Consider the following 20,256-nt stretch of genomic DNA (forward strand, 5'->3'; position numbering starts at 1 on the left):
TGTTTTATGGTTATGATTCATTAATACCCTTTTCCATTGCCTTCCATGGCAAGGTAGCACATTTAATTCGGGCAGGGAATTTAGAAACTCCTTGCAGTGCTTCAATATCACCAAGATCAATCTCATCGTCATAATCCTTGCCTTGCATCATATCAGAAAAGATCTTCGATAACTTAACCGCATCTTCAAAGGTTTTTCCCTTTATAGCCTGAGTCATCATAGAAGCAGAGGACATTGAAATGGAGCAGCCTTCACCGTCAAACTTTGCGTCTGCTACGATGCCGTCTTCCACTTTCATTGTCAATTGAATTCTGTCTCCGCAAGTTGGGTTATTCATATGAATGGTTAAACTGTCATCTTCTAAAATCCCTTTATTGCGCGGGTTTTTATAATGATCCATAATGACTTGACGGTAAAGGGTATCTAAGTTATTAAAAGACATCGCTAAAATACTCCTTTGTTTTGACAAGCCCTTGAACGAGCCGATCAATATCTTCCTCTGAATTATACAGATAGAAGCTTGCCCGGGCAGTTGATGATACCTTCAGCCATTTCATAAGCGGCTGTGCACAATGATGTCCGGCTCTGACAGCAATTCCATCAGCATCCAGTACCGTTGCCACATCGTGAGGATGAACTTCATCAATGTTAAAGGTAACAACACCTGCTTTTTTCGAAGCATCTTTTGGTCCAAAGATGGTCATGCCTTCTATAGCAGACATCTGCTCCATCGCATACGCAGCAAGCTTATGCTCATGCGCCTCGATGTTGTCACGTCCAATTTCCTCTAAAAAGTCGATCGCTGCTCCCAGACCAATTGCACCTGCAATGATAGGAGTTCCGCCTTCAAACTTCCAAGGAAGCTCTTTCCAAGTTGATTCCTGTAAACCAACAAAGTCAATCATCTCACCGCCAAATTCAATTGGCTCCATGTTTTCCAAAAGCTGCTTCTTCCCGTATAAAATACCGATACCTGTTGGCCCGCACATTTTGTGGCCTGACATGGCGAAAAAGTCGCAGTCCAGATCTTGGACATCAACCTTCATATGAGGTGCACTTTGCGCCCCATCTACAACCATTACGGCTCCATGCTGATGAGCAATCTGTGCAATTTCTTTAATCGGGTTAATGACACCAAGAACATTGGATACATGCATGATTGATACAATCTTTGTCTGGTCTGTAACTGTATTCTTCACATCTTCAAGAGAAATCGTTCCATCTTCTTGAAGCGGCAGATATTTTAGTATTGCTCCTGTTGCTTTTGCAACCTGCTGCCACGGAATGATATTACTGTGATGCTCCATATAGGAGATGACAATTTCATCACCCTCCTGCAGATTTGCACGGGCATAGCTTGCAGCTACTGTATTCAGAGAAGTAGTAGTTCCTCGGGTAAAGATCACTTCTTCAGTTGATTTTGCATTGATGAACTTACGGACTTTTTCACGTGCACCTTCATAGCCATCAGTCGCCTTTGTCCCTAGGGTATGAACACCTCTATGAACATTGGAGTTATATTGTCGATAATAGCTGTCAATCGCTTCAATAACCTGAATCGGCTTTTGTGACGTTGCCGCACTGTCCAAATAGACTAACGGACTGCCGTTAACCTCCTGATGCAGGATCGGAAACATTTGGCGAATGTCCATTATATTCATTATTTTACTTTCCTTTCAATTACCTCTGTTAATTGCGCTTTAACTCCTTCAATTGGAAGGGCATTAACAACAGGTGCCAAGAAGCCATGGATTACAAGTCGCTCTGCTTCTGTCTGTGAAATACCTCGGCTCATTAAATAATAAAGCTGAAGCGGATCCACACGGCCAACTGATGCAGCATGACCAGCTGTAACATCATCTTCATCAATAAGCAGGATCGGGTTTGCATCCCCGCGTGCTTTTTCACTCAGCATTAGAACTCTGGATTCCTGTTCTGCATTTGACTTAGATGCACCATGCTCAATTTTTCCGATGCCATTAAAGATGGAAGTTGCAGAATCTTTCATAACTCCATGCTTTAAGATATAGCCTTCGGAATTTTTCCCAAAGTGAACAATACTTGTAGTAAAGTTTTGTGTTTGTTCACCGCGTCCAACGACTACTGACTTCGTATCACCAAACGAACCGTCACCGATCAGGTTCGTGATATTTTCAGAAATAGTATTCCCGTCATTCATTAATCCTAGCGCCCATTCAATACGTGCATCTCTGCCCGCTTTTCCGCGGCGATTAACATAAACGGTTGTGCCTTTAGCAAGTGTATCCACTGCTCCATATTGAACCTTTGCATTTGCGCCAGCAATTACCTCTGTCACAATATTAAAGATTCCATCTGCTTCAGCAACAGTCGATACGTAGTTTTCAACATACGTAACTGAGCTATTGTCATCGGCTACGATTAAAACATGGTTGAATAAGTTTGCTTCCTTGTCATCATGAATATAAACAGCTTGGATTGGCTCAGTGATCTCAACATTTTTCGGAATATATAAGAACGCTCCGCCGTTTAGCAATGCTGCGTGTAAAGCAGTCAGCTTATGCTCGTTCACTTTCACTGCATCTGTCATAAAGTACTTCTGCAGCAGGTCGCCATGCTCTCTTGCAGCTGTAAAGATATCTGTAAAAATAACACCTTTTTCCTGCATCTCTTTCGTTACTGAAAGATATGTCGGTCTGTTATTACGCTGAATATAAAGGCTTTGTTCTTGTGCCTCTAAATTAATCAAGCTTCTAACATCCTCAGGCAGCTCGTTTAAAGAGGTATAATCTTCACTTGCTACAAGATGTTTTGTAAATTGCGTAAAATTCCATTTATCTATTTTTGTTTTATCAGGTTTGGGCATTGGCAGGTTTTCCGCATCAGCAAGAGCTGTAGTACGAAGTTCAGTCAGCCAAGCCGGTTCGCCCATATCTTTTGAAAAGGAGCTTACATACTCCTTGTCAAATGGTAATTTGATTTCAGTTGACATAGTGATCCTCCTAACTGTTACGCTTCTTGCCCAACTGTTTCGTCTTCGATGCCAAGTTCCTTTTTAATCCAGTCATATCCTTCTGCCTCTAAACGCTGTGCCAGCTCAGGGCCACCGGATTTTACAATGCGGCCTTGCATCATTACGTGTACATGGTCAGGCGTAATGTAGTTAAGAAGACGCTGATAGTGCGTAATAATTAAGCAGCCAAACTCTTCGCCGCGCATTTCATTGATTCCTTTTGAAACAACCTTTAATGCATCGATATCTAATCCAGAATCAATTTCATCAAGGATTGCAATTTTTGGTTCAAGCATCATTAATTGAAGGATTTCGTTGCGTTTTTTCTCTCCGCCAGAGAATCCTTCATTTAGGTAACGCTGAGCCATATCAACGTCCATTTCTAAAAATTCCATTTTGCTATCCATTTGACGGATAAACTTCATTAATGAAATTTCATTGCCTTCACCGCGGCGGCTGTTCATTGCAGAACGCAAGAAGTCAGCATTTGTTACACCGCTAATCTCGCTTGGATATTGCATAGCAAGGAAAAGACCTGCTTGAGCACGCTCATCTACTTCCATTTCTAACACATCTTCACCATCCATTACGATGCTGCCAGATGTAACTTCATATTTCGGGTGACCCATAATCGCAGAGGATAATGTTGATTTCCCTGTTCCGTTTGGTCCCATGATTGCGTGAATCTCTCCGCCTTTAACTTCAAGATTAACACCTTTTAATATCTCTTTGCCTTCAATTTCAACATGAAGGTCTTTAATTGTTAAAGTTGATGCTGCCATAATAATACCTCCGTCAATTATGAAAGATTTGTATAAATCGGCTTTGCCGCAAACCTCTTAGTTTAATTCTCATTTTATTCTCATTACAATCTTATAACAAATGAAAAGTGATATCAACTCTTTCAGAACATTCGTCTATGGAATAAGAGAATATGTCTAATTATAGAGTTTTTTTCCGTCTTTTTAAACTTTTTAGTATATGTATGCTCTAAAGTTATTCTCCCCTTTCTGAAAGGCTCAAATTCAGTGCAGAAATCCTATTTAACTATTTTCTGCGACTAACTTGGATTGTATGTGAAAATAGCCTGAAATAAAGATCGTGAAAGACTTAATTTTATTTCCTTTATGATCACTGCAAAAGAAAAAACCAGCTCAATTCAGATGAGCCGGTTTCTTCCTATATATATAACATTAAGAATGTACTTTTCTTTCTAAATCGGCAACCATACGCTGGCTTTCTACATATTCCTTTTGCCGCTTTTCTTCAACTTCCATTCGCACATCATGCTTTCGGCTGTAAACCTCATATCCGACTCCATGGGCTCCACGCATGGCCTTTTCCATTTCACTCGTATAATTTAGGTTTAGCTGGTTAATAACGAACCATTCCTTTCAAATTTCCGCTGTGCGGATTATTTACTATAAAATCGTATCATTGACTGTATACCCGACACAATAACGGTAAAACCTGATATATCGTGATATATGACGCTGGTTCAGTCTGAAGGTCACTTGAAGGAGTCAGTTCGTTTAATTGCTGGAGTTTAATCTTATTTAAAGCAGGTTTCTAAAAATCAAGACATATAAAAAAGCTCCTGCAAACACAGGAGCTTTTTTATATTATTCAGATACAGGTACAACTGCACCTTCATATTTTTCAAGAATGAAATCTTGGATTTCTTGTGAGTGAAGAACTTCTACTAATGCCTTGATTGCTTCGCTCTCCTCATCACCACTGCGAACAGCGATTACGTTTACGTATGGAGATTCTTTGTCTTCGATTGCAATAGAATCTTCAATTGGATTTAATCCAGCATCAATTGCATAGTTAGAGTTAATTAGAACTGCGTCACCTTCGCCATTGTTGTAAATTTGCGGAAGAAGGGATGCTTCATATTCAGTATCGAATTCTAGGTTCTTGCTGTTTTCTTCAATATCTTCGATTGTTGCTGCTGTTTTTTCAACGCCTTCTTTAAGCGTGATTAATCCTTGCTGTTCTAATAATGAAAGGATACGGCCATGGTCAGCAACAGAGTTACTCATAATAATTGTTGCACCATCTGGAAGTTCATCTAAGCTCTCATATTTTTGAGAGTATACACCAATTGGCTCGATGTGAATTCCGCCAGCGTTTACGAAATCGTAATCATTCTCAGCGATTTGTGCCTCAAGATAAGGGATGTGCTGGAAGTAGTTAGCATCAATATCTCCAGCCTCTAAAGCTTGGTTTGGCAAAATATAATCTTGGAATGTAGTGATATCCAGTTCAAAGCCTTTCTCTTCTAAAAGAGGTTTTGCTTCTTCTAAAATTTCAGCATGCGGAACGTTTGAAGCGCCAACTTTAAGTGTTGTCGTTTCAGCTTCTTCACCGCCGCCTGCATTGTCTCCTTCAGTACCTTCATCAGAAGTTCCGCAAGCAGAAATAATTAGTGCTACTGTTAAGGCTAATAAAATTGATAACCATTTTTTCATCTTTTTTCTCTCCTATCGTTTGTCTAATTTTGATGTTATAAAATCACCAATGAATTGGATGATAAATACAATAATTAATATAATAATCGTTGCTACAAGCGTTACATCTGCACGGGTACGCTGGAAGCCTTCTAAATAAGCGAGGTTTCCAAGTCCGCCTGCACCAATTACACCAGCCATAGCTGTATAACCTACTAACGCAATGGCAGTAACTGTAATACCAGAAACTAATGCTGGCATTGATTCAGGTAGAAGCACTTTCCAGATAATTGTGCTAGTTTTAGCACCCATCGATTTCGCTGCTTCAATAACCCCTTTATCAATTTCCCTCAAACCTATTTCAACCATTCGGGCATAAAATGGCGCTGCTCCGATAATAAGAGCAGGCAATGCTGCATTTTGACCAATCATTGTGCCTAAGATCAGCTTTGTAAAAGGAACTAAAAGTACAATTAAGATAATAAATGGAATAGACCTAAAAATATTAACAAAGGCACTAATGACTTTATTAACAGGAGCATTAGCCCAAATATTTCCTTTGGCTGTTAAAAAGAGCAGCAATCCTAAAATAGTACCCAGGATAAAGGTTGCAAAAACCGATATAGCCGTCATATATAATGTTTCTAATGTAGCTTCCCACATTTTATCCCATTGGACATTTGGAATGAGTGAATTAACCATTAGAAATCACCTCCACTCCAACATTCTGGGAATGGATATAGTCGATTGCCTTAGCAATTTCCGTCTGTTCCCCATCAAGATGAATAAATAATGTTCCATAAGAACCCTTTTGTGTTTGTGATATTTTCCCTTGCAGAATATTTACTGTAACCGAGTAATGACGAATTAAATTCGTAATAAGCGGCTGTTCTGCAGCCTCACCAACAAAGCCAAGCTGAATGACTTGCCCCTGTGGATAAAGGTCGAGTAGATGCTGAACAGTTTCCTTCGTCTCTTCCGGTTCAGTCACTTGCTGTACAAATCTCTTTGTAATCGGTGCAGTTGGGTTTTTAAATACTTCAAGAACAGGTCCTTCTTCAACAATCTGACCATTCTCCATCACAGCTACACGGTGGCAAATTTTGCGAATTACATGCATTTCATGTGTAATAAGTACAATGGTTAAGCCAAGTCGTTCATTAATATCGACAAGCAGTTCAAGAATTGAGTCTGTTGTCTGTGGGTCTAACGCAGATGTTGCCTCATCACACAGCAGCACCTTAGGATTATTCGCCAGTGCTCTCGCAATGCCAACCCTTTGTTTTTGCCCTCCGCTCAGCTGGGAAGGATATGCATCCTCTCTCCCCTCTAAACTAACAAGACGGATGAGTTCATCCACTCTTTTTATTCTTTCCTGCTTCGAAACGCCTGCGATCTCCAGTGGAAAGGCAATATTCTCTCTAACATTTCTGGACCATAGCAGATTAAAGTGCTGGAAAATCATACTGATCTCTTGTCTGGCCTTTCTTAAGTCACTGCCTTTAATGCGTGAAACTTCGTTATTGGCAACGACTACACTGCCTTCAGTAGGAATTTCCAAACCATTTAGCATACGGATTAATGTACTTTTCCCCGCTCCACTGTAGCCAATCACTCCAAAAATTTCGCCTTCTTTAATTTCAAGGTTCACTTGATCAACCGCGTTGACCTTCCCTTTTTTCGTTGCAAATATTTTCTTTGCATTTTTTATAGAAATCATATGTTGTTTCACCCTCTCATTCCTGACATTGCCTATACAATAGTTTTTGATTGGACGATGCCTTTCATTCTCCTCAATTTCAGAAAACACATTAAAATATCTTTTAACCAGTCAAATTTTCCAATTCTTGAAAACTAGCAAAAAATAAAAATGCCTTTCTGTTATGAGCAGAAAGGCATTAAAAAAAGTCCTTTCTCTCATCTATCAAAGCCATAAGCTTTGAGTGAATTGGCACCATTTCATTTTCATGACGGTTGCCGGGCTTCATAGGGCACTTCCCTCCACCTCTCTTGATAAGAGCTAAACATCTATATTCAATTCGTTTACATTCATTTATAAATTACGAATGCTATCGTATCACGGTCATGATAAGGGTGTCAACTAAAAAAGTGAATTCCAAAATATTCTATATCTGCTCTGATAAGACTTTGTTTAAGCTTTAGCGGCAAGTGTTGTGATTCCTGTTGCCGCCTCAATCGCCTGCTCTAGATCCTCAATTAAATCTTCTGCATTTTCAATTCCGACAGATATGCGGATTAAATCTTCAGGCACTCCCGCAATTTTTAATGCTTCATCGTCCAGCTGCTGATGGGTTGTGCTTGCAGGATGGATAATTAAGCTTTTTGCATCGCCTACATTGGCAACGTGTGCCCAAAGATTAAGGTTATTAATTAAAGCAGCACCAGCTTCTCTTCCGCCTTTAATGCCAAAAACAACAACAGACCCTGCACCTTTTGGCAGATATTTATCTGCTAAAGCCTTGTCTGGATGTTCTTCATCTCCAGGGTATAACAGCCAATTTATAGCAGGATGGCTTTTGAGATAGCTGATAATTTTCTTTGTATTTGCCACATGCTCCTTCATGCGCACGTGCAAAGTTTCAATTCCTAAAGTGAATTGGAATGCATTTTGCGGACTTAAAGCTGGACCCAGATCACGCAAAAGCTGAACACGTGCCTTTGTGATATATGCAGCCTCACCAAGCGCCTCACTGTAAACTAAGTTATGATAGCTTGGATCGGGTTCAGTAAAGCCTGGGAATTTCGGTGAATTCCAGTCAAACTTGCCGCCATCTACTATAATCCCTCCCATCGTTGTTCCATTGCCGAGAAGCCATTTGGTGGCAGAGTGGATCACAATATCTGCACCGTATTCAATTGGCCTGCACAGATAAGGAGTAGGGAAAGTATTATCAATAATTAACGGTATGCCATTTTCATGAGCAATAGTCGCTACTGCTTCAATATCCAGCACTTTTAAGCTGGGGTTACCAATTGTTTCTGCAAATACCGCTTTCGTTTTATTCGTAATTGCCTCTCTAAAAGCTTCCGGATCTTGCGGATCAACAAACTTTACATTTATCCCATACTTAGGCAATGTGACTGCGAACAAATTATAGGTGCCTCCGTATAAGTTAGATGCGGCGACAATTTCGTCTCCGGCACCAGCAATATTTAGTATTGATAAAGTAATTGCAGCCTGACCACTTGAAACAGCCAGTGCGCCGATGCCACCTTCAAGCAGTGCCACTCTTTCTTCGAACACACTTACAGTCGGATTATGTATCCGTGTATAAATATAACCTGGTTCCTTTAGTCCAAAAAGGTTTGCAGCATGTTCAGTATTTTTGAATTGATAAGCATTATTTTGATAAATTGGAACTGCCCGAGCACCGGTTACTGGATCCGGTTCTAATCCTCCGTGAATACCCAATGTTTCGAAACGATATTTTTTTTTCCTTTCAGTCATGTCGATCTCTCCTTTTAATTGGTTTTCGTTTGAGTATCATCATGCTGCATTCGCTCCATACGATAATTCGTAACAGCGAAAGACCCTCTTCAAGAAGAAGAGGGTCTGGAATTCACAACTCTTCTTATCTTTCAGAGCATCTGCTCTGCTGGATTTAGCACCGTGTAATTAACCGGTTGCCGGGTTTCGTAGGGCCAGTCCCTCCACCTCTCTTGATAAGAATATTAAATTTTCATATTTGTTTGAAATTTTAACATATAGGATATACCCAGTCAACAAGAAACCATTAATTTTTTCCAAGATATAAAATTGTTTCTAATAAAAGAATACTGCGAAAAGGGCCTTTTATTTGGATTGGCTGTTCTTTCATCAGTTGCCGCAGCTTTATTTTTTGCTGAAAAAGATGAGTCAGAGTTGTTTTAGGGCCATAAATCTCCATCTCACATTCCATTTGAGAAGTAACATCAGCCCTCCCGTCTTCAATCCGTAAATATAGGTGTTCAGCCTCGCTATGAAAATGCACCGTCAGCCTGCGATTCTGCAATACTTGAAAGACATGCTGTTTTTGCTCTAATTCTTGAATAAAGGATTTAGCCAGCTGTTCCATTGGAGTACACCTCAAAATTCTTAGTCTATATAAGCTTTATTCCGTGGAACTGCGTCTTTATCCTGCATATTTTATTCAACAAATTAACCAAAAAAAAGACAATGACCGCTGCTATTACGGTATTGTCTGGGATTATTTCCTGAGAAATATGTCAGTTGAGAGCAGGCTACGCTGTCATTTGTGCGATTTTTTTAGGATTAAAGCGTTTAAAGACAATGAGGAAATAAAGTGAACCTATTAAATACAGTATCGCCGTAATCGTGAAAACAGTAGCGTATCCCCAATAAGAACCATACATCATCACAATACCCGTTGAAACAGGTCCCATAACTGCCCAGCCTAAATTAAAGACCATCTGGTTCACAGAGCTGGCAAATCCTTTCATAGAATCGTCAACTTTTGACATCATCAGTGACATTTGTATAGGATTTCCCGCATTCATTAAAGCCTGCCGGAAAAGAAAGCCGATTGCTGCAAGCCAAAGCTGTTCTGTATAAGCGGTTAAGAGTAAAAATGGCAGTGATGATAGCTGTAAAATAACGACCGCTTTCACTTCACCAAATCTTTGTACTACTTTAGGTCCGATAATCATGGCTACTGCAGTCATTGCCTGCCCAAGTGAGATAATCATCCCGACTGCTGAGTTTGAAGCGGCAAAACGATCTGAAAAATATAGATTTAAGTAAGGTATAACTAATCCTGCGCCGACACCAATAATTAATTGTGCGACTGCAAATAGAACGACAATCTTTAAACTATCTTTTCTTGCCGACAAGGCAGCCTTTACGGAATCAGACTTAGATTTATCAATAGAATTCGTCACCTTGCGGCTTTCTTGGAACTTTATAATCGGGAAGATTCCAATTAGGAAGATAATACCTCCCAGCATCAGTGTAACTCTTATGCCGTTCAGTTGTGACATAAACAATGAGAAGAAATCAGTTAATAATCCGCCGCTGAGGTTGCCAATGACATTTGCCCCAGTCATAATGGCAAAGTGAATGCTGAATAAGTGCACCCTTTGTTCTGCTCGAGAGTTTTCAGCGAGCCAAGGAATACTTGAGACTTGTAAAAAAGCAGATGTTAGCCCAGTTGCAAAAGCAGCCGATAATAACATTGCCGGCCCTTCAGCCAGGCTGCGGATCATCAAGACGGCTCCGGTTGCGATTGCACCATAAAGCATAATGTTTTTTCTGCCAAACCGATCGCTTAATAAGCCTGCTGGAATAAGGATGATTGCCGTTGCCAGTGATGTCAATGAAATCACTTGCCCATTCATCCCATCCGAATAGCCTAATTCACGAATATAAAAGTTGTAAATAACCATAAAAATACCTAAACCAATTTGTGTAAAAATATTGGCTAGAAAGGCACGCCGGATATTTTGATTATATCCTTTAATTTGGTGAACCCACTCTTTATAGAACATGCTCTTATCGCCTCAAGACTTCTTTAGAAATTTTGTTAATATTTCGCATCCCTAAATATAATATTCTTAATAAAGGCAATTGTAAATATATTTCGATGACAAAACGATACATTTACTAAAAAACAACATTCGCTTCAAACTGTTTTTATGATTGTGAAGATATTCTGCCTAACGGGCGGCATTCTTTTTGCATTGCTAAAATGCACTCTTAACAGCATGCCTAATTAAACCAACAACCTTATACTAAGAAACATTGAAAACAAAGAAAAGGCTAGGAATTAGCTCCCAGCCTTTCTCTTATACACCAGACATTTTTTCCAATAAATAAGGAACTGAATGAAAGGCATATATTTTTTCAGTAACTTCACCATTATGAACGATCAACAGACATGGAACACTTTCGACATTCCACTTCTCTGCAAGTGTCGGCATATAGTTTAGATCTGCCTTCCTTATTGCGGATTCTGTTAATAACTCATTTACCACAGTAAGCATCTTGCCGGCCATTTGACATGTGCCGCACATAGGTGTGTACAAATAAATAAATCCTGAAAAATCATTCTTCAACGCACTTTCAATTTCTTGCTGTGACCATTCAAGCATAATACTCAACCTCTATCTAAATACTCTGTGTAAACATCAATATTAGCACCTAAAAGAACTGTCGCCAAGTGATGCACTGGTGCTGTGGCAACCTCTCTGTACATTTTATCAATATACAGATGAGCTGCCTCTGGCATCTCCCGCTTAAACTGTTTTCTAAGTTTTTCACCCGCGTCATCGGCATCTACCAATATATATACATCCTTATCAAATAACTCATCAATCAATTCATCCAGCTTTGTGACGCTTATGGTGCCATTGGTGCAGATAATCTCAACGGGTTCTCGAATAATGTCCTTCACTTTCCTTTTGTCAGAAGTGCCTTCCACAATAATAACCTTTTCAGAATTGTAATCAAACATATTCATCACCTTGGAGTAGTAGGATTATATTGCCGCCCTAATTTGTATATTTTATGTACTATATTCACTATTCTATACAAATGTGTAATTTTCCTTTTAGAAGGTACGGAGAAACTTTGGTTGTTTTCAAAGGTTTCCTATTAGAACCATATAATAAAAGCCAGCCCTTTAAAAAGGCTGGCTTCACATATATTAGTCTTCTTTTACCATTTCATCATATTGCTCAGAATCCATAAGGCTGTCAACTTCACTAGCATCTGACAACTCTACTACTACCATCCAAGCATTTTCATATGGAGATTCGTTTACGAATTCTGGATTGTCGCTTAATTCTTCGTTAACTTCGACAACTTTACCGCTTACTGGTGCATATAGTTCTGAAACTGTTTTTACAGATTCCACACTGCCGAAAGGTTCGTTGACTTTTAATTCATCGCCAACTTCTGGAAGCTCAACAAATACGATGTCACCAAGCTCAGATTGTGCAAAGTCTGTTATTCCAATACGGACTTTCTCTCCCTCTGTTTTAACCCATTCATGCTCTTTTGAATATCGTAATTCTTTTGGTGCACTCATTTACTATCCCTCCATTTATATGTGTATCTATGATCTAAAGAAAAGTGTAAGCGCCTTGCTCAGCTGCTAGACACTATTCAAAATTGATCTCGTTCTGAAATTAAGCCAGTATAAGCTTTTATAGCTCTCTCGTTACGTAAATCTTTGGTTAAGCGAGCCACGTTTTTGCATACTCATCTTCTTTAAAACCAACCGTCACCTTTGAACCGTCGGTTAGAATTGGCCTTTTTATGAGCATTCCGTCTGAAGCCAAGATATCTAAAAGCTCATCCTCAGATGCGGTTTTTACTTTATCCTTTAAGCCAAGTTCACGGTATTTCATTCCGCTTGTATTAAAGAATTTTTTTAGCTCTAATCCGCTTTTTTTATAAAGCTCTGCAAGCTCATCGCGAGAAGGCGGATTGTCGGCAATATGTATTGCTTCGTAAGAAATTTGATGCTCATCAAGCCATTTTTTCGCATTACGGCATGTACCGCATTTAGGGTACCAATAAAATGTATGCGCCATAGTTTTCACCATCCAATCTTAACATATCCTTGCTAGTGTTAAAACTATTATCTTCAAAAGAATAGTATCATATATGGCCTATTTTTCATAACAAATTTGGTATCTGACTAAGTAACAGCCGGTGTATTCCTACAGCAGAATTTAATTGATTATATACCTGCAAACTGGGAAATACAGCGGAATAGATTGGTTGTATGTGAGTGTTCTACAAAAAGTACATCATATAAAAAGCTCCCTCCGTATTGAAGGGAGCAATCTTCTTAAAGTACGTAGCGTTCAGCATCGATGATTTTTTCAGATGCTTCGCGTTTCTTAGCGATCACGTTAATAGGCGTATGACGAGTAAATTTTCGCAATGCTGAAAGCATCATGCGCAGGCCATCACCTGTTTCAACTGCTACAAGTGTCTCTTTTGCAATTTGCTCTATTTCATTAAACGCTTCCTGACAGAAAATTTGCGTATAAAGGAGTTTTTGGTTGTTTTTCTCTGCCCCTGTTGCCGCAATGGCTTTTTCGGTGCGCAGAACAGTTGATTCCATTGCATAAGCATTCGATACGATATCAGCAACATTTACTAGAATCTCTTGCTCTTTTTCTAATGCTTTGCCATATTTCTGTGCTGCTAAGCCAGCTGCCAAAAGGCCAATTTTCTTTGCATTTTTCACGAGATATTTTTCCTGTGCAAGAGGTTCGTCACCTGGTTCTTCTGGCATCAGCATCATTAATTCTTCTTGAAGCGCCTGTGCTTTCTCGAATAATGGCAACTCGCCTTTGAAGGCTTTACGCAAATAAGTGCCAGGAACTAACAGGCGGTTAATCTCATTTGTTCCTTCAAAGATGCGGTTGATTCTTGAATCACGATAAATTCTTTCAATTTCATATTCAGCCATAAATCCATAGCCGCCATGAAGCTGAACACCTTCATCAGCTACATAATCGAGTACTTCAGTTGCGAAAAACTTATTTAAAGAGCATTCAATTGCATATTCAGCAATCGATTTCGCTACTTCTTTGCCATCCTTTACTTCTTCTTCCGACAATCTGCTCATGCGGTCTTCAAACAAACCTACTGTTCGATAAACAGAGCTTTCTGCCGCATACAATTTGGAAGCCATTGTGCCAAACTTCTCTTTTGTTAAGTTAAATTGTGAAATAGGCGTTTTAAACTGCTGGCGCTGGTTTGTATATTCTACCGTTACCTCAAATGCCCGCTTAGAAGCTCCTACAGCTCCTACCCCTAATTTATAACGGCCAATATTTAAAATATTAAACGCAATAATATGACCTTTACCATATTCACCGAGCAGGTTTTCTTTCGGTACAAGCGCATCTTCTAGTATTAATGTTCGTGTAGATGAGCTCTTGATTCCCATTTTCTTTTCTTCTGGTCCAACAGACACGCCTTCGTATTCTCTTTCGACAATAAAGGCAGAAAAGTGCTCTCCATCAATTTTGGCATATACAACAAACACATCTGCAAAACCAGCGTTCGTAATCCACTGTTTTTCACCATTTAACACATAATGAGTGCCTGCTTCGTTCAGTTTAGCCGTTGTTCTTGCTCCCAATGCGTCTGATCCAGAGCCAGGCTCCGTTAAAGCATAGGCAGCCAGCTTTTCTCCAGTTGCTAGTGGAGGAAGGTATTTTTGTTTTTGCTCTTCATTTCCAAATAGCACGATTGGCAATGAGCCAATTCCAACATGTGCACCATGAGAAATGGAGAATCCTCCGGCACGGGACATTTTTTCAGCAATTAAAGCAGAGCTGATTTTATCAAGACCGAGGCCGCCGTATTCTTCAGGCACATCTGCTCCAAGCAGTCCAAGTTCTCCCGCTTGTTTTAATAGTTTGACAGAGCGATCGAATTCATGGTTTTCAAGATGCTCGACTTCTGGAAGCACCTCATTGATCACGTACTCCTCCGTTGTTTTTGCAATCATAATTTGTTCGTCTGTATAGTCCTCTGGTGTAAACACATTTTCATATGAGACATCTTCAATTAAAAAGCTTCCGCCTTTAATTGCTTTTTCAGTTTGGTATGACATTGTTATCCTCCGTTCAGCTTCTGTTTTTTTAAAAATATATTAAACAAAAAATGTATATATACTGCTAAATCATTTGTCCTTAAATTAATTCAAACACGCCCGCTGCGCCCATTCCGCCCCCAATACACATGGTGACAACACCAAATTGCTGATTACGCCGTTTCATCTCATGTATTAAGGAGAGTGTTAGTTTGGTTCCTGTGCAGCCTAGCGGATGGCCAAGCGCAATGGCCCCTCCATTGACATTAACCTTATCCTCATCCAATCCAAGCTCGCGGATGATCTGAATCGACTGAGAGGCAAATGCCTCGTTCAGTTCAAACAGACCGATATCACTTAACTCTAATCCAGCGAGCTTTAAAGCTTTTGGAATCGCTACAATTGGACCTATCCCCATAACTTCTGGAGGAACCCCCCCAACTGCAAAACTTCTAAATTTCACCATTGGTGATAACCCTAGTCCCTGTGCCTTCTCACGGTCCATTACCATCACAGCCGCCGCTCCATCACTTGTTTGAGACGAGTTTCCTGCTGTAACTGTTCCTTTCACCGAAAAGGCTGGCCGAAGTTTTGCCAGAATTGAAACCGTAGACTCAGCTCGAACACCCTCATCCTCAGCAAATTGAAACTGCTTTTCTATTAACTTATGATTATCTCCAACAGTCCGGCGGGTGACATCTACTGGAACAATCTCGTCATTAAATTTCCCCTCTTGAAGGGCTTTTGCTGCTCTTTGGTGACTGCGGACAGCAAAGGCATCCTGGTCTTCCCGGGAAATACCATATTTATTCGCTACTTCTTCTGCTGTATGTCCCATGCTCATATAATATTCAGGTGCGTTCTCTGCCAGTTTCACATTCGGACGAACTACATGCCCCATCATTGGCACTAAGCTCATCGACTCTGCACCGCCTGCAATAATGGTGTCAGCATTTCCAAGCATAATTTTTTCAGCTGCATACGCAATCGATTGAAGACCAGATGAACAATAACGATTAATCGTAATAGCTGGAACCGTATGCGGCAATCCCGCTAATGCTCCTATATTTCTTGCCATATTCATTCCTTGTTCTGCTTCCGGCATCGCACAGCCAATGATCAGGTCGTCAATGTTTCCTTCGTAATTGCCGGCACGTTTAAGTGTTTCTTTTACAACCAGTGCACCGAGATCATCCGGTCTCACGGCAGCAAGGCTTCCTTTTTTCGCCTTTCCAACCGGTGTTCTTGCACCAGCAACAATAACAGCTTCTCTCATGCTATTCCCTCACTTTCATCCTTTTTGAATCTATGAAACTCCTCATTAATTACGAAGCGGTTTGCCTTTTAAAAGCATATGCTGCATGCGCTGCTGAGATTTCGGTTCAGCTACAAGGCTTAGAAAAGCTTCTCGTTCTAAATCCAGCAAGTATTGCTCATCAACCTCTGTTCCGTATGGCACCTTGCCGCCAGCAAGTACAAAAGCCAGCTTTTTGGCAATCATCAAATCATGCTCTGAAATATATCCTGAACGAACCATTGATTGAGCACCTAAAAGGAGAGTGGCGTAGCCTGTTTCCCCTACGACTGGGATTTTTCTGCGAACTGGAGCTGTATACCCTTTCGCATGAAGGGAAATGACAGCCTGTTTGGCATCATAAAGCAAATGATCTCCATTCACACTGATGCCGTCAGCACTATTTAAGAAGTTATTTTCTCGTGCTTCCTCACCAGACGTTGAAACTTTAGCCATGGCAATCGTCTCGAACACTCGATTGGCAACCTGCTGAAGATCAAAGTCGACTCCTTTAGGCATGCTGCTTAAGTGTTTAATATAAAGCTCTTTATTGCCACCACCACCAGGGATCAGGCCTACACCCGCTTCAACAAGTCCCATGTAAGTCTCACTAGAAGCCTGAATATGTGCAGCAGGCAGACAAACCTCTGCTCCTCCTCCTAATGTCATCGCAAACGGAGCTGCAACGACAGGTTTTGAACTATATTTAATTTTCATCATGGCATTTTGAAAGTGTCTTACAACCATATCCAATTCGTAAATATTGTCATCTTGTGCTTCCATTAAAATCATGCCGAGATTAGCACCAACACAGAAATTCTTTCCTTGGTTGCCGATTACAAGTCCTTTGTAATTCTTTTCAACCTCATCTACAGCAAAGTTGATCATCTGCAGAATATCAAGTCCAATGGCATTGCTTTGCGAATGGAATTCCAGCAAGGCAACTCCATCTCCAAGATCAATCAGGCTGGCACCAGTATTCTTTTTAATAACGCCATTTTTCTTTTTCAAGCGTTTTAAGCTGATAACCTTTTCGTTCTCTGCCACAGGCTTATACTCGCCATGATGGTAAAAGTAAAGATCTCCATCTTCCTCTTTATAGAAGGAAGTAAATCCTTTTGTGAGCATGTCCGTTACCCAAGCTGGAACGTCTATGTTTGAATCTTTCATTTTCTGTACAGCTTTCTCAACTCCAAGAGCATCCCATGCTTCAAACGGACCTAACTCCCAGCCAAATCCCCATTTCATTGCAGAGTCAATTGCTTGTATGTCATCAGCAATCTCACCATACAATTGGGCAGAATATGAGAAAACGGGGCTTAATATATTCCAGAGAAGCTGACCGGCACGATCATCCGCGTATACAAGCGCTTTCATTTTATTCGCTGTTCCTTTTTGCTGCTTGCTCATTTCGACTGCTGCAGTTTTTAATTTTTGACGCGGGATGTATTCCAATGTTTCAGGGTTCAATTCGAGTATGTCTTTTCCTTGTTTCACATAAAAACCTTGACCAGACTTACTTCCGTACCAGCCGTTGTCCAGCATTTTTTGTATAAAACCTGGTATTTCAAATACTTTTTTCTCCGCACCTTCTACTTGATCGTATACATTTTTGGCAACATGAGCGAATGTATCTAAACCGACGACATCAAGTGTTCTGAACGTGGCACTTTTGGGCCTGCCAATGAGCGGACCTGTGACAGAATCCACTTCCCCTACGCTATACCCGCCTTCTAACATCTGCTGAACCGTTACAAGCAAACCGTACGTACCAATACGATTGGCAATAAAGTTAGGCGTATCTTTCGCTTCAACTACCCCTTTTCCTAATACATCCTCGCCAAATTTCTTCATAAAGGATAGAACTTCTAAATCTGTTTCAGACGTCGGTATCACTTCAAGAAGCTTTAAATAACGTGGAGGATTGAAAAAATGTGTACCAAGAAAATGCTTTCTAAAATCTTCTGAACGTCCCTCTGCCATTTTCTCAACAGAAATACCAGAAGTATTGGAGCTTATAATGCTGCCTTGTTTTCGATGTGTGTCGACTAAATCAAAAACTTGCTTTTTAATGGCCAAATTTTCTACAACTACCTCAATAATCCAATCAACTTCTTTTAAGCGTTCCATATCGTCTTCAAAGTTACCTGCTTCAATCAAAGCGATATTGGCTTTAGAGGTAAAAGGTGCAGGTTTTTGTTTCAACAGCTTATGTCTTCCTGTTTCACTAATACGGTTGCGGACTACACGGTCTTCTAACTTCAGCCCTTTAGCACTCTCTTCTTCTGTTAATTCTTTTGGTGCAATATCAAGTAATAAAGTCGGAATCCCGATATTTGCAAGATGAGCTGCAATACCAGATCCCATTACTCCTGAGCCAAGTACAGCTGCTTTTTTAATGTGCTGAATCAACTTTACGTCCCCCTTGCTTTTTTGAATGAACAATCATTCATTTTTACTCTAAAAAAAAGATCACTGAATGTGTCCTGTTAATTATTATAATAAAATATTTGCAATATTTAAGCAATCATAAATGGCTGAAAAATGAAAATATTTATAAACAAGTATATTCATTTTAAAAATGAAGCACTTTAGAACGGAAGAAGTTAGAGCACCCCCTGCTCTAATATGGAGGTGAGGAAACATGGCAAAAAGAAAGAAGAATCCTTCAAAGGCTGGTGTCAGCGCTGCTAGTGTTAAAGGAGATGCAGGTCCTACTGTCGAAGCGGACGGCGGCGGCAAAGTCAATAGCCAAAATAATCAATACAAAAAATAAGATAAAATAAGGTTCACTGTTACTCATAATGACCAAAAAGTCTCTGCTTGCATATCTAATGCAATCTTACCGCTTTTCTGGCAGATGATTTTTTATCATGTCAGGCTGTTTAAACGCTTGCCCTTAAAAGAAAGAGCACCGAGGAAAATCGAATCTGTATAGAGACCGATGAAGCGAGCGTTATAGGCAGCCTGTAACAGCAGAATTTATTTTTACTCCTTTTGAAGCAGGTGAATTCCTGTCTTTTTTCCAGTGAATTTATTTTTATGTAAAAATGGGTTCGCCGGATACTCAGCCATCCTTCTCATATAATAACCAAACCAATCCTCTCCAAATGGAACATAAAGGCGAACTTTATACCCTTCACGGCGAAGCTCAAGCTGCCGATCTACTTTCACACCATAAAGCAGCTGAAACTCAAACTGGCTATATGGAATCTGATATTTGGTCACAAGCTGCTTAGTATATTCAATAATGTCATCATCATGAGTGGCAATAGCAGTATAATGTCCATTCCGCAAATGCATTTCTATAATTTTTTTAAAGTTGTCATCAATTGCCTGTTTTTCTGAAAATGCGACTTCTGGCGATTCTTTATATGCCCCTTTCACTAATCTCAGACTAGGCGAATATGGGTTTAATACATGCATGTCTTCCATTGTTCTATATAAATATGCTTGGATGACTGTGCCAATATCTTTATAGCTTAATTTAAGTAATGTAAAGATCTCCAATGTCTGGCCGCAGCGTAATGAATCTTCCATATCAATGGTAACAAAGATATTTTGCTGTTCTGCTGCATCTAGAATTCGTTTCATATTTCTAAGCGCAAGATCGTTTGAAATATCCAGACCCAAGGATGTTAACTTGACGGAAATCTCAGCATCTAGAGATTCTTGTCCCAATGTTTCAATTAATTTCACCAAATGATTGGCAGTTGCGTTTGCTTCAGCTTCGTTGTCAACAAATTCCCCAAGGCAATCAACGGTAACAGATAATCCTTTTCGATCCAAACTTTTTATTACTTCAACCGCTTCTGTTATATTCTTGCCTGCTATGTATCGCGAGGCTCCGAAACGAAAACCGTATTTTTTAGCAACCATCGTTAATCTTTTATTTTTCGATAAAAATAGAAAAATATTTCTTAAAGCCGTCATCCTCAC

20 protein-coding genes and 2 riboswitches are annotated in these 20,256 nt (G+C 39.9%); of the genes, 1 reads left to right on the top strand and 19 read right to left on the bottom strand.

What is annotated here, in order from left to right:
- Positions 1 to 10 precede the first annotated feature (10 nt).
- From sufU to J1899_RS18915, 18 genes are all read right to left on the bottom strand, one after another.
- A complete protein-coding gene (gene sufU, locus J1899_RS18830) occupies positions 11 to 442 on the bottom strand; it encodes a Fe-S cluster assembly sulfur transfer protein SufU (protein WP_066442767.1) in 432 nt (143 codons plus the stop codon).
- Positions 432 to 1,661: a cysteine desulfurase gene (locus J1899_RS18835; RefSeq protein ID WP_066442766.1), complete on the bottom strand. Its 1,230-nt coding sequence runs from the start codon at positions 1,659 to 1,661 to the stop codon at positions 432 to 434. The genes sufU and J1899_RS18835 overlap by 11 nt, the downstream gene beginning before the upstream one ends.
- Entirely contained in the window at positions 1,661 to 2,971 is a 1,311-nt protein-coding gene (gene sufD, locus J1899_RS18840; protein WP_214475880.1) for a Fe-S cluster assembly protein SufD, read from the bottom strand. Before sufD ends, J1899_RS18835 begins: the two co-directional genes overlap by 1 nt.
- A gap of 17 nt (positions 2,972 to 2,988) precedes the next feature.
- Entirely contained in the window at positions 2,989 to 3,774 is a 786-nt protein-coding gene (gene sufC / locus J1899_RS18845) for a Fe-S cluster assembly ATPase SufC (protein ID WP_066442764.1), read from the bottom strand.
- Positions 3,775 to 4,185: 411 nt separating this feature from the next.
- Positions 4,186 to 4,338: a YuzK family famiily protein gene (locus J1899_RS18850; RefSeq protein ID WP_214475882.1), complete on the bottom strand. Its 153-nt coding sequence runs from the start codon at positions 4,336 to 4,338 to the stop codon at positions 4,186 to 4,188.
- 276 nt (positions 4,339 to 4,614) lie between these two features.
- Complete coding sequence (locus tag J1899_RS18855; protein ID WP_214475884.1) at positions 4,615 to 5,466, bottom strand: MetQ/NlpA family ABC transporter substrate-binding protein; 852 nt, start codon at positions 5,464 to 5,466, stop codon at positions 4,615 to 4,617.
- 12 nt (positions 5,467 to 5,478) lie between these two features.
- On the bottom strand, positions 5,479 to 6,147 hold the full coding sequence (locus J1899_RS18860; protein ID WP_214475886.1) for a methionine ABC transporter permease: 669 nt from the start codon (positions 6,145 to 6,147) through the stop codon (positions 5,479 to 5,481).
- Positions 6,140 to 7,165, bottom strand: a complete 1,026-nt coding sequence (locus J1899_RS18865) for a methionine ABC transporter ATP-binding protein (protein WP_214475888.1) — start codon at positions 7,163 to 7,165, stop codon at positions 6,140 to 6,142. The genes J1899_RS18860 and J1899_RS18865 overlap by 8 nt, the downstream gene beginning before the upstream one ends.
- A 194-nt stretch (positions 7,166 to 7,359) precedes the next feature.
- Positions 7,360 to 7,465: riboswitch (SAM riboswitch) on the bottom strand.
- A gap of 132 nt (positions 7,466 to 7,597) precedes the next feature.
- Entirely contained in the window at positions 7,598 to 8,914 is a 1,317-nt protein-coding gene (locus tag J1899_RS18870) for an O-acetylhomoserine aminocarboxypropyltransferase/cysteine synthase family protein (protein ID WP_214475890.1), read from the bottom strand.
- Between the two features lie 121 nt (positions 8,915 to 9,035).
- Positions 9,036 to 9,136: riboswitch (SAM riboswitch) on the bottom strand.
- Positions 9,137 to 9,200: 64 nt separating this feature from the next.
- Positions 9,201 to 9,521, bottom strand: a complete 321-nt coding sequence (locus J1899_RS18875) for an SCP2 sterol-binding domain-containing protein (protein WP_214475892.1) — start codon at positions 9,519 to 9,521, stop codon at positions 9,201 to 9,203.
- 166 nt (positions 9,522 to 9,687) lie between these two features.
- Entirely contained in the window at positions 9,688 to 10,950 is a 1,263-nt protein-coding gene (locus J1899_RS18880) for an MFS transporter (RefSeq protein ID WP_066442759.1), read from the bottom strand.
- A gap of 297 nt (positions 10,951 to 11,247) precedes the next feature.
- Entirely contained in the window at positions 11,248 to 11,553 is a 306-nt protein-coding gene (locus J1899_RS18885) for a thioredoxin family protein (protein ID WP_066442758.1), read from the bottom strand.
- 5 nt (positions 11,554 to 11,558) lie between these two features.
- Complete coding sequence (locus tag J1899_RS18890) at positions 11,559 to 11,915, bottom strand: toprim domain-containing protein (protein WP_151574259.1); 357 nt, start codon at positions 11,913 to 11,915, stop codon at positions 11,559 to 11,561.
- 192 nt (positions 11,916 to 12,107) lie between these two features.
- Positions 12,108 to 12,491, bottom strand: coding sequence for a glycine cleavage system protein GcvH (gene gcvH / locus J1899_RS18895; protein WP_066442756.1), 384 nt, complete (start codon positions 12,489 to 12,491; stop codon positions 12,108 to 12,110).
- A 148-nt stretch (positions 12,492 to 12,639) separates the two neighbouring features.
- Positions 12,640 to 12,999, bottom strand: coding sequence for an arsenate reductase family protein (locus J1899_RS18900; RefSeq protein WP_214475894.1), 360 nt, complete (start codon positions 12,997 to 12,999; stop codon positions 12,640 to 12,642).
- Positions 13,000 to 13,259: 260 nt separating this feature from the next.
- Positions 13,260 to 15,044 (bottom strand): acyl-CoA dehydrogenase family protein, encoded by a 1,785-nt coding sequence (locus J1899_RS18905; protein WP_214475896.1) that lies wholly within the window; start codon positions 15,042 to 15,044, stop codon positions 13,260 to 13,262.
- A 79-nt stretch (positions 15,045 to 15,123) separates the two neighbouring features.
- The gene (locus tag J1899_RS18910; RefSeq protein WP_214475899.1) at positions 15,124 to 16,299 is read right to left on the bottom strand and encodes an acetyl-CoA C-acetyltransferase; all 1,176 of its coding nucleotides are present in this window, start codon (positions 16,297 to 16,299) and stop codon (positions 15,124 to 15,126) included.
- A gap of 45 nt (positions 16,300 to 16,344) precedes the next feature.
- Positions 16,345 to 18,726 (bottom strand): 3-hydroxyacyl-CoA dehydrogenase/enoyl-CoA hydratase family protein, encoded by a 2,382-nt coding sequence (locus J1899_RS18915; protein WP_214478913.1) that lies wholly within the window; start codon positions 18,724 to 18,726, stop codon positions 16,345 to 16,347.
- Positions 18,727 to 18,961: 235 nt separating this feature from the next.
- Between J1899_RS18915 and J1899_RS18920 the strand changes: the two genes are divergently transcribed.
- Positions 18,962 to 19,093: a YuzL family protein gene (locus J1899_RS18920; RefSeq protein ID WP_151574249.1), complete on the top strand. Its 132-nt coding sequence runs from the start codon at positions 18,962 to 18,964 to the stop codon at positions 19,091 to 19,093.
- Between the two features lie 212 nt (positions 19,094 to 19,305).
- Here the strand turns inward: J1899_RS18920 and J1899_RS18925 are convergent, their stop codons facing one another.
- A complete protein-coding gene (locus J1899_RS18925; protein ID WP_214475901.1) occupies positions 19,306 to 20,250 on the bottom strand; it encodes a proline dehydrogenase family protein in 945 nt (314 codons plus the stop codon).
- Positions 20,251 to 20,256: the final 6 nt, after the last annotated feature.

Source organism: Cytobacillus gottheilii (genome assembly GCF_018582665.1).
GTDB lineage: Bacteria > Bacillota > Bacilli > Bacillales > Cytobacillaceae > Cytobacillus > Cytobacillus gottheilii.